Here is a 9,065-nt window from a genome sequence, read left to right on the forward strand (position 1 = left end):
AATGTGATTGCTTCCGACATCAGAAAATTAAATAACGAGGTAGTGAATGATGGGATTTTTGAGGTTTTAAATGCACTGGATTTTAATCAAATTGAACATATTATTGAAAAATATCAAGTAGAAGAAGTCTATTTGATGGCGGCTTTATTATCGGCTACTGCTGAAAAAAACCCTGCTTTTGCTTGGGATTTGAATATGAATTCTCTTTTTCACGTGTTGAATTTAGCAAAAGCCCGAAAAATTAAAAAAATCTTTTGGCCTTCGAGTATTGCTGTTTTTGGACCTACTACGCCAAGAGAAAACACGCCACAATTTACGATTATGGAACCTACAACGGTTTACGGAATTTCTAAACAATCCGGAGAACGTTGGTGTGAATATTACCACAACATTTTTGGTGTAGATGTTCGAAGCGTTCGTTATCCGGGATTAATTAGTTGGTCAACACCACCAGGAGGAGGAACGACGGATTATGCGGTTGATATTTATCATAAAGCATTAAGCGATGGAAAATTTGAATGTTTTTTATCGGAAGAAACGCGTTTACCGATGATGTATATGGATGATGCAATACGTGCAACGATAGAAATTATGCAAGTCCCGGCAGAAAAAATTAAAATCCGTTCGTCTTATAATTTGTCTGGAGTAAGTTTTACACCGAAAGAAATAGCACAAGAAATTAAAAAACATATTCCTGATTTTACTATTTCTTACAAACCTGATTTCCGTCAGAAAATCGCTGATAGTTGGCCGGGTTCAATTGATGATTCTTCTGCTCGAACTGATTGGGGTTGGAAACACAATTTTGACATGGATTTGATGACCGTTGAGATGTTGGAAAACCTTCAAAAATAAAGAATCACCACCTTAAATAATTAAAAATGGTGATTCGGCACAGTTAAAATAGATGATATTATTCCTGAACGATAGGTGCTCTAAGCGATTCTAAAACGCCCACAACTTCGCCAATTAAAGAAGGGTCAGTTACTCCGTTTAAACCGGCTGCAGCCCCTACGTAGCCAATAAATTTATCATAGTCGGCATCATTTGCTTTTACACCCATTCTTGGATTTTGAGCAGGGTCATGAGCAGCAACCATTCCTAATCCAGAGTACGTGTTTGTTGCACCGCCACCAGTGTTTGCAGAAAAGAAATCGGTTAAGTTTTTACTTAAAACCGCAACATTTGTGGTGTTTCCGCCTAAAACTTCGCCCACCACTGGTGCAAAATGAGCTCCTAAATTTCCTTGAGAATCAGCTACAATATCAGCTACAATTAGTGTAATCGTGCTGTCTACTACAGAACGGTAAGACAATCTTCCTTGTTCAATCATTTGACTGGGATTGTTGGGGTCTGCGACCATTGTCGTTCCTCCAAGTTTTTGATAAAGTGTTAGCTCTGCAGGCGGTGTTCCTGCGTCATCATCGTCGATGCAAGAGACGAATGCAGTTCCTGATAAAAGTACGAGAGCAAAAAAGGATAATTTCGATAAATGTTTCATAACAATTCTATTTAGGTTAATTAAAAATTCGTTGGATACCTCTGGAAAATTTATAGCTAAAGCCATCCGTATTCATAGCCGGACACACTTTTTTGGAGGCCAATTCATCCGAAATCACAAAGCGTTGTGCTTGATATTTTCCTTTGGCTGAAAGTTGTGTGAAAACCTGGTCAGAATTGACAATGCGGTTGTCATGAAAGTAAACAACCACTCCTTTTTCGGGTACAATTTTGATGTTTTTTACACCCTCAATTGATTTGAGATTTCTATGAATTTCTTTAGATTTTAAAGAATCAAAGGGTTCTTTGAAGTCAATTCTACTAATTTGCATGGTTGCATTGTCCACTTCAACCGGTTTTGCGGTTGCGATGTGAACTACTAGCACTAAGAAGAGCAGGAAGACAATTCCGGCAATGCTTCCTAGAAAGATTTTTACTTTTCTGTTAACTTTCATAACAAAGAATTTTGAGTTTGTTCTTCTTAGTTACGAGAAAAGTTTCGGTATGGTTTTATGAAAGTGTTATTTTTTTGATTTTAATTTTTGAATGTAGTTGGTTTCGATTGAATCTTTAACAGCAACCACTTCATCTGATGTTTCATTTGGAATGGTCATGGAGAGAACGTAATGTTTAATTTTCCATTTTCCGTTCACTTTTTCTAAAACGCCTGAACCTCTGCAGATTTTGAATGAGGTGTCAAGTAGTTCATCAAACCAGGCAATTTTATTGTTTTTATCAACATAAATATTTCTTTCTAACGTGTGAAAAGTCCATGCTTTTCCTTTATCAAAATATGGTTTTGAATAGGCTTCAAAATCTTTTCTGTTCCAATTTTCAGAGGCGTCTGTCCCGATAAAAACAGCGTCATCTGTCATTAAGCCAAAATAATTGTCAAAATTTGCTTCAGCTGCAGCCTTATGCCATTGATTGATAACGGAATCAATTTCCTTTTTTTCTTGTTCTGAATTCGAATTAGAAAAGACACTAAATATAGCTAGCAATGTGATAAAATATGTTTTCATTAGTTTTTTTTGGAGGTTAAAGATACAAAAAAAGAGCACCAAAACCGGAAGTGCTCTTTTCTCTTTGTTATTACTGATGGCAGTAAAAGTAATAACGAACTTAACTAAAAAACTAAAACATTTTAAGCCAAACCAATAAAGCTTATGTGTTAAAAACGATAACTGACACCGGAATATAAACCAATAAAATAGGGTCTAAATCCACCATCATTATTGCTAAATGTATTGAGTTGATATTTAAAAGTAGGTTCAAAATTCGCTTGGAATGACTTCCAAAAACGGTAGCGAAAACCTAGTCCAACATTTGTGCTAAAATGTACTGAACTTAGGTTGTTAGCTTTCCCCAATTCGGCAGAAAACCCATCTGAAACGACCATCAAACTATTGTTGTTGAGCAATAGCGTGCTAAATCCACCGATTACATCAATACCAAATTTTTTATTAATAACCTTATAGGATAGCTCGAGCGGAATCTCATAGTACTCCATACTTTGTTCGATGGCACCTTGTTGAGTCCAAGCACTCATTGAAACTTCACTGTTCGAAAAGTTTGCATTTTGAACAACTATTGGAGCAACATTCGAGGCATTTGTTGAACTTAATGATGCCATTTCCCTTCCTTCGAGTGAGGCATAGAATTCTATACCATTGGTTAAATATTCAAAGTTAACTCTGTTAATACCGGTTCTTAAGGTAATTTTTTTACTCACATCATAATTCACGCCAAGACCATAACTCATTGTGTTTTGGTATTCTTTGCTGTTGTTTGCAAATTGACTGTCGATTGGAGAACCGTTGGAAGATGAACCTAAATAAACAGGAGCAACATTTGAGGTAATCTGCCATCTGTTTTCTTTAGGTTCAACTTTAGGTTTTTGGTCTTTTTCTTTTTCTTTTAGCAATTCTCCCAACGTATTCAATTCTTCCTTTGTTGTGTTTAGCGATGCAACAGCAGTAGAATCAATTTTATTTTTATCAATTTTAGAGGAATGATCTTCTAATACAAATTGTTTGTCGTTTTTGTTGATGTTTTTTTCTGTTAAAATTCCGGTTTTATTCTTTTCTGATTGTAGTGCTTTTTGATTGTTTAAATTGGCATTAACAGTAGCTTTTTCAATTTCTGAAATTGTTTTTAAATTAGTTTTCGAATTTTCAACTAATTCCGAATTATTTTTTTTGTTTAAATTGTTTTTAGTTTCTTGTTTGGTTCGTTTTGTTTTATGGGAAGGATTTAAAACTAATCCTAAATTTTCTTTATTCTTTTGATTTACTTTGTAAATGTTGCTATTCTGATTGTTTTCTTTTTTAGAAGTGTTTTCATTGTTTAAATTTCCATTAGCAACAGCTTCATCATTAGAAAGCAATTGTTTTTCTGAGGCATTATTTATTTTACTTGAATCGTTTTCATCAGAATTCAATTGATTTTGATTGTTTTTTTCGTCTGAATTAACAACGCTGTTTTGATTATTGGTTGAATTGATTTTTTCTTCAATTACCACTGGATTAGTTGTTTTAATTTTTGATTGATTCAAAAGTGCACGAGTTCCTAAAAACCCAAAAATAAGCAAAGCAGCAACACCCGAAAGTTTATACCACAGCGGGATAATTCTTCTTTTTTTCTTCTTAGTTAGTTCTGCTTCAATGTTTTTCCAAACAATTTCGGGTGGAATTTCCTCAAAATCCTTGAATTGTTCTTGAAACAAACGGTCTAAATTCTTTTTATCTTTCATTTGGCTTCATTCATTTCATTTGACGCCTTATTTTCTATTTTTTCTTTTAAAATCGCTCTTGCTCTCGACAGATTAGATTTTGATGTTCCTTCCGAAATATTCAGCATAGCTGCAATTTCTTTGTGAGAATAATTGTCTAAAACATATAAATTAAATACTAAGCGATATTTATCTGGTAATTCTTGAATTATTTTAGTCAAGAACTCCATCGATACGGTATCTTCGTCCACTTCCACATCGACAACATCGGGATAGTTTTCGCTTACAATTTCAAAAACACCATGTGTTCTGTATTTTTGAAGGATGTTGTTAATCATTACTCTTTTGGCCCAGCCTTCAAACGACCCTTTATTATCAAATTGATTTATCTTATTAAAAATGATTAAGAATCCATCTTGCAAATTATCTTGTGCCTCTACATAGTTTTTAGAATACTTGATGCAAACACTAAACAATTTAGGAGATAATAATCTAAATAATTGTTCTTGTGCTTTGGTATTGTTGCTTTTGCATTCATGTATGAGTAATTCTAGATTCACTCGCAATGGTTTTCTATGGTCTTTTAATCACTATTAACCGGGATTTCTACTTCTTCAAAAATATTATTTCCATTTGCATCTTTACCCTTATAAAATTTAAAGAGGTAGGTTTCTGTACTTAATACTTCAAAGTTAAAATCAACTTCATATAATGCATCTTCATAAGGCTCGCAATTTGTTGAATTCAGGACTACACATTGAAGACCAATTGTTCTTTCATTTAAATATCTATCAAAATATATACCAGCTAAGTCATAACAAGAGTTAGGTTTTTTGTAAAATAGTTTGATTTGATGAGTACTTAAATAGTCAAAAGTGTCTGGCACGATAAAATTTTCAACGGGCATAATTTCAAAATGATATGCTGGAGGAGCATCATCTTCCAGACCACAAGAGATAAAGGTGAAAATGAAAGCTAAAAAAAACAGTAACTTTTTCATATAATATTATAAATTATAATTGGTAGATACACATAAACAAAAAAGGTTGCGTTGTAAACACAAAAAAACCCGAAATTTTTCGGGTTTAGTTTTTTATTCAGCTTCTTTAATTTTTTCTTTAATTTTTATTTCTAATTCGTCGGCTAATTCAGGGTTGTCTTTGATAAGAGCTTTTACGGCATCACGACCTTGTCCTAATTTTGTATCTCCATAGCTAAACCAAGAACCTGCTTTTTTAATGATTTCAAATTCAACTGCTAAATCTAAAATTTCTCCTGTTTTGGAAACGCCTTCTCCATACATAATGTCAAACTCGGCTGTTCTAAATGGAGGAGCAACTTTGTTTTTAACAACTTTTACTTTGGTTCGGTTTCCAATTACATTTTCACCATCTTTAATTTGAGATGATCTTCTGATGTCTAGACGAATGGAAGCATAAAATTTCAAAGCATTTCCTCCTGTTGTCGTTTCAGGATTTCCAAACATTACACCAATTTTTTCTCTTAATTGATTGATAAAGAATACGGTACAATGTGTTTTGCTAATGGTGGCCGTCAATTTTCTTAATGCCTGCGACATCAAACGAGCGTGTAGTCCCATTTTAGAATCGCCCATTTCTCCTTCAATTTCACTCTTTGGCGTCAAAGCAGCAACCGAGTCGATTACCACAATATCAATAGCACCTGAACGTATCAGGTTTTCGGCAATTTCAAGAGCTTGTTCACCATTATCCGGTTGGGAAATGATTAAGTTTTCAATATCAACACCTAATTTTTCAGCATAATTTCTATCAAAAGCATGTTCAGCATCTATAAATGCAGCAATACCACCGGCTTTTTGAGCTTCGGCAATTGCGTGAAGCGTCAAGGTTGTTTTTCCGGAAGATTCTGGACCGTAAATTTCTATAATTCTTCCTTTGGGATAACCATTTACTCCCAAAGCTAAGTCGAGACCTAATGAACCGGAAGAAATTGTTTCAACTTCTTCTACAGCTTTGTCTCCCATTTTCATTACGGTACCTTTTCCGTATGTTTTGTCTAATTTGTCTAATGTTAATTGCAAGGCTTTTAATTTGGCTTCTTTCTCTGAACTCATAATAATGTGGCTTTAAAAAATTAATAATGTTGTAAAATTACTTTTTTTTTTCATCTCTTTCTAATTTATTTTTCCACAAAAAGAAACCAAATAAGTTATTTCGATTTCCTACTTTTGTAATCATTCCAAAACGCTATGCATAAGTTGATTTCTTATCCCATTTCTATTATATATTACCTCACCTTTGGGATGTTTTTGTGTGTATTTCATCCTGTTCAATGGTTTTGTTTTAATATATTAGGTTATCAAGCACATAAAAAAAGTGTAGATTATTTGAATTTTTTTTTAGTAAGAAGTACACATTTATTAGGAACTACTTATTGTTTCGTTAATCGAGAAAAATTACCAAAAAATGTACCTTTGATTATTGTAGCAAATCATCAGAGTTTATATGATATTCCACCGATAATTTGGTTTTTGCGAAGAAGCCATCCAAAATTTATAAGTAAAAAAGAATTAGGAAAAGGAATTCCGAGTGTTTCATACAATTTAAGGCATGGAGGTTCCGTTTTAATAGACAGAAAAGATCCTAAACAAGCCCTACCTGCTATAAAAGAAATGGCAGAGTATATTGAAAAGCATAATCGTTCAACTGTTATCTTTCCTGAGGGTACCCGAAGTAAAACCGGTGTTCCTAAAAAGTTTTCAGAAAACGGATTGAAGATTTTGTGTAAATATGCTCCATCTGCCTACATTGTGCCCATTTCAATTAATAATTCTTGGAAAATGGTTCGTTTTGGGCAATTTCCGATGGGGTTAGGAAACAGATTAACATTTACCATTCAAGAACCTTTTCCGATTAAAGGAATTTCGTTTGAAGAAATTATGCAAAAAACAGAAAATGCCGTGGTTAGCGGAATTAAAAATTAATTATATGTCAATAAAAAACATTCGTTTAGAAGTAATGCAATTATTGGAAAAGAAAGTAGATTCATTTATGAATGACTTTTTGATTCCGGTGGAAAAAATATGGCAACCTTCAGATTTATTACCCGATTCTGAAAAAGAAACTTTTTTTGAAGATGTTACAGAATTACGCGAAATTGCCAAAGAATTACCTTATGATTTCTGGGTGGTTTTAGTAGGTGATACCATTACAGAAGAAGCTTTGCCAACCTATGAATCCTGGTTAACGGAAGTAGAAGGTGTAGATAGCGAAGGCCGAAACGGCTGGTCGAAATGGGTAAAACATTGGACCGGAGAAGAAAATCGTCATGGCGATGTGTTGAACAAATATCTTTATTTGTCCGGGCGTGTGAATATGCGTGAAATTGAAATGACTACCCAACATTTAATAAACGATGGTTTTGATATTGGCACCGGAAAAGACCCATATAAAAACTTTGTTTACACTAGTTTTCAGGAATTAGCCACTTATATTTCTCACAATCGGGTTTCACAAATTGCTAAAAAATTTGGTGATAAGAAACTTTCGAAAATGTGCAAGTTGATTGCCGGCGACGAAATGCGTCATCATCATGCTTATGGTGAATTTGTGAATCAGATTTTTAAAGTAGATCCGAGCGAAATGATGTTGGCATTTCAATACATGATGAAGCAAAAAATTGTGATGCCCGCTCATTTTTTACGCGAATCAGGTCAAAAAATTAGTTCAGCCTTCGAACAGTTTTCCGACTCAGCTCAACGAATTGGCGTTTACACGGCTGCCGATTATGTTGACATTCTTCAAAAACTTGTTGACAAGTGGGAAATTGATAAAATGAACGGTTTAACAGATGAAGCCGAAAAAGCCCGCGATTATTTAATGAAACTCCCTGCCAGAATGGCCAAAATTTCAGAGCGTTTGGTTATTCCTGAAGTTGAAAATGTATTTAAATGGGTGCAACCTGCTTTGGTGAAATAAATCTTAATGATAAGTAAGAGTAGAGTAATTTTTCTTTCATATTTAGCCCTAATTTTTCTCGTTTTATCAGCTTGTAAAAAAACGGAAAAAGATGAGGTAAGTTCTCTTTCTGTTTATATTTATCATACCGATAAACCTAAAATAGAAGAGTTTGTTTATCAAAAGAAAAAATTAGACTCTGTAATAACCTTTACTTATACTAGCCAAAAAGACAGTTCTAAAGTAATTGATATTGAATTTTATTTAAAATCAAATATTTTCAATTTTGGTGGTGAAAACTTTATTTTATCTAAAAGTAAAATTATTTATAAAGATAAAATATCTGGAATGGACTTTTATTATTATGTTTTAGAAAATCCGAGTATAGATGGAACCGGTCTAATTTTATTTAATAAAGATTATGGTCTTTTAGCAATTTTTAATGTCTTCGGACCAATGCTGATTTTTCGTAAAGAAAATGACATTAATAATTACAATGAAGACGTTTTTATAAACTTAAAGAATTACAATAGTAATTATTAATTGATGACTATCATAGACAAAACCATTCTTTTCGTAAAAAAACAACTTCAAGATGCCGAAGGTGGACACGATTGGTTTCACATCGAACGCGTTTTCAAAAACGCTGTTCTGATTGCTCAAGAAGAAGATTGTGATGTTACGGTTGTGAAATTAGGAGCATTATTGCACGATATTGCTGATTCAAAATTTCATGATGGAGATGAAGAAATTGGTCCAAAAATAGCAAGAGAATTTTTAGAAAGCGAAAATGTTTCTGAAGAAATTATCGAGCACGTTATTCAAATCATCAAAAACATTTCGTTCAAAGGCGGAAATTTTGAAAAAACTTTTTCATCTAAAGAATTAGAAATTGT

At 33.3% G+C, this 9,065-nt stretch carries 12 protein-coding genes; 5 read left to right on the forward strand and 7 right to left on the reverse strand.

The window, feature by feature from the left end:
• The coding region (locus tag ACIQ0M_RS14775) for an NAD-dependent epimerase/dehydratase family protein (protein WP_396153604.1) at positions 1-855 on the forward strand (855 nt) is incomplete at its 5' end.
• A 58-nt stretch (positions 856-913) separates the two neighbouring features.
• Here ACIQ0M_RS14775 and ACIQ0M_RS14780 read toward each other — a convergent pair.
• The 7 genes from ACIQ0M_RS14780 to recA form a co-directional block, all read right to left on the reverse strand.
• Positions 914-1,501 (reverse strand): hypothetical protein, encoded by a 588-nt coding sequence (locus ACIQ0M_RS14780; RefSeq protein WP_396153606.1) that lies wholly within the window; start codon positions 1,499-1,501, stop codon positions 914-916.
• A 16-nt stretch (positions 1,502-1,517) separates the two neighbouring features.
• Positions 1,518-1,955, reverse strand: coding sequence for a hypothetical protein (locus ACIQ0M_RS14785; RefSeq protein WP_396153607.1), 438 nt, complete (start codon positions 1,953-1,955; stop codon positions 1,518-1,520).
• Positions 1,956-2,021: 66 nt separating this feature from the next.
• Positions 2,022-2,522 (reverse strand): nuclear transport factor 2 family protein, encoded by a 501-nt coding sequence (locus ACIQ0M_RS14790; protein ID WP_396153609.1) that lies wholly within the window; start codon positions 2,520-2,522, stop codon positions 2,022-2,024.
• 149 nt (positions 2,523-2,671) lie between these two features.
• Positions 2,672-4,252: a hypothetical protein gene (locus ACIQ0M_RS14795; protein WP_396153611.1), complete on the reverse strand. Its 1,581-nt coding sequence runs from the start codon at positions 4,250-4,252 to the stop codon at positions 2,672-2,674.
• Positions 4,249-4,791 carry an RNA polymerase sigma factor gene (locus tag ACIQ0M_RS14800; RefSeq protein WP_396153613.1) on the reverse strand — a complete coding sequence of 181 codons (543 nt, stop codon included), beginning with the start codon at positions 4,789-4,791 and terminating at the stop codon, positions 4,249-4,251. Before ACIQ0M_RS14800 ends, ACIQ0M_RS14795 begins: the two co-directional genes overlap by 4 nt.
• Positions 4,792-4,814: 23 nt before the next feature.
• A complete protein-coding gene (locus ACIQ0M_RS14805; RefSeq protein ID WP_396153615.1) occupies positions 4,815-5,231 on the reverse strand; it encodes a hypothetical protein in 417 nt (138 codons plus the stop codon).
• 93 nt (positions 5,232-5,324) lie between these two features.
• Positions 5,325-6,326, reverse strand: a complete 1,002-nt coding sequence (recA, locus tag ACIQ0M_RS14810) for a recombinase RecA (RefSeq protein WP_396153617.1) — start codon at positions 6,324-6,326, stop codon at positions 5,325-5,327.
• A 135-nt stretch (positions 6,327-6,461) separates the two neighbouring features.
• Here recA and ACIQ0M_RS14815 point away from each other — a divergent pair, with 135 nt between their 5' ends.
• The 4 genes from ACIQ0M_RS14815 to ACIQ0M_RS14830 all read left to right on the forward strand — a co-directional run.
• Positions 6,462-7,196 carry a lysophospholipid acyltransferase family protein gene (locus tag ACIQ0M_RS14815; protein ID WP_396153619.1) on the forward strand — a complete coding sequence of 245 codons (735 nt, stop codon included), beginning with the start codon at positions 6,462-6,464 and terminating at the stop codon, positions 7,194-7,196.
• Between the two features lie 4 nt (positions 7,197-7,200).
• A complete protein-coding gene (locus ACIQ0M_RS14820) occupies positions 7,201-8,190 on the forward strand; it encodes an acyl-ACP desaturase (RefSeq protein WP_396153621.1) in 990 nt (329 codons plus the stop codon).
• A 6-nt stretch (positions 8,191-8,196) separates the two neighbouring features.
• Positions 8,197-8,712, forward strand: a complete 516-nt coding sequence (locus tag ACIQ0M_RS14825; RefSeq protein WP_396153623.1) for a hypothetical protein — start codon at positions 8,197-8,199, stop codon at positions 8,710-8,712.
• A gap of 3 nt (positions 8,713-8,715) precedes the next feature.
• On the forward strand, positions 8,716-9,065 hold a 350-nt coding region (locus tag ACIQ0M_RS14830), incomplete at its 3' end, for an HD domain-containing protein (protein ID WP_396153625.1).

The organism is Flavobacterium sp. (assembly GCF_044339515.1).
Classification (GTDB): domain Bacteria; phylum Bacteroidota; class Bacteroidia; order Flavobacteriales; family Flavobacteriaceae; genus Flavobacterium.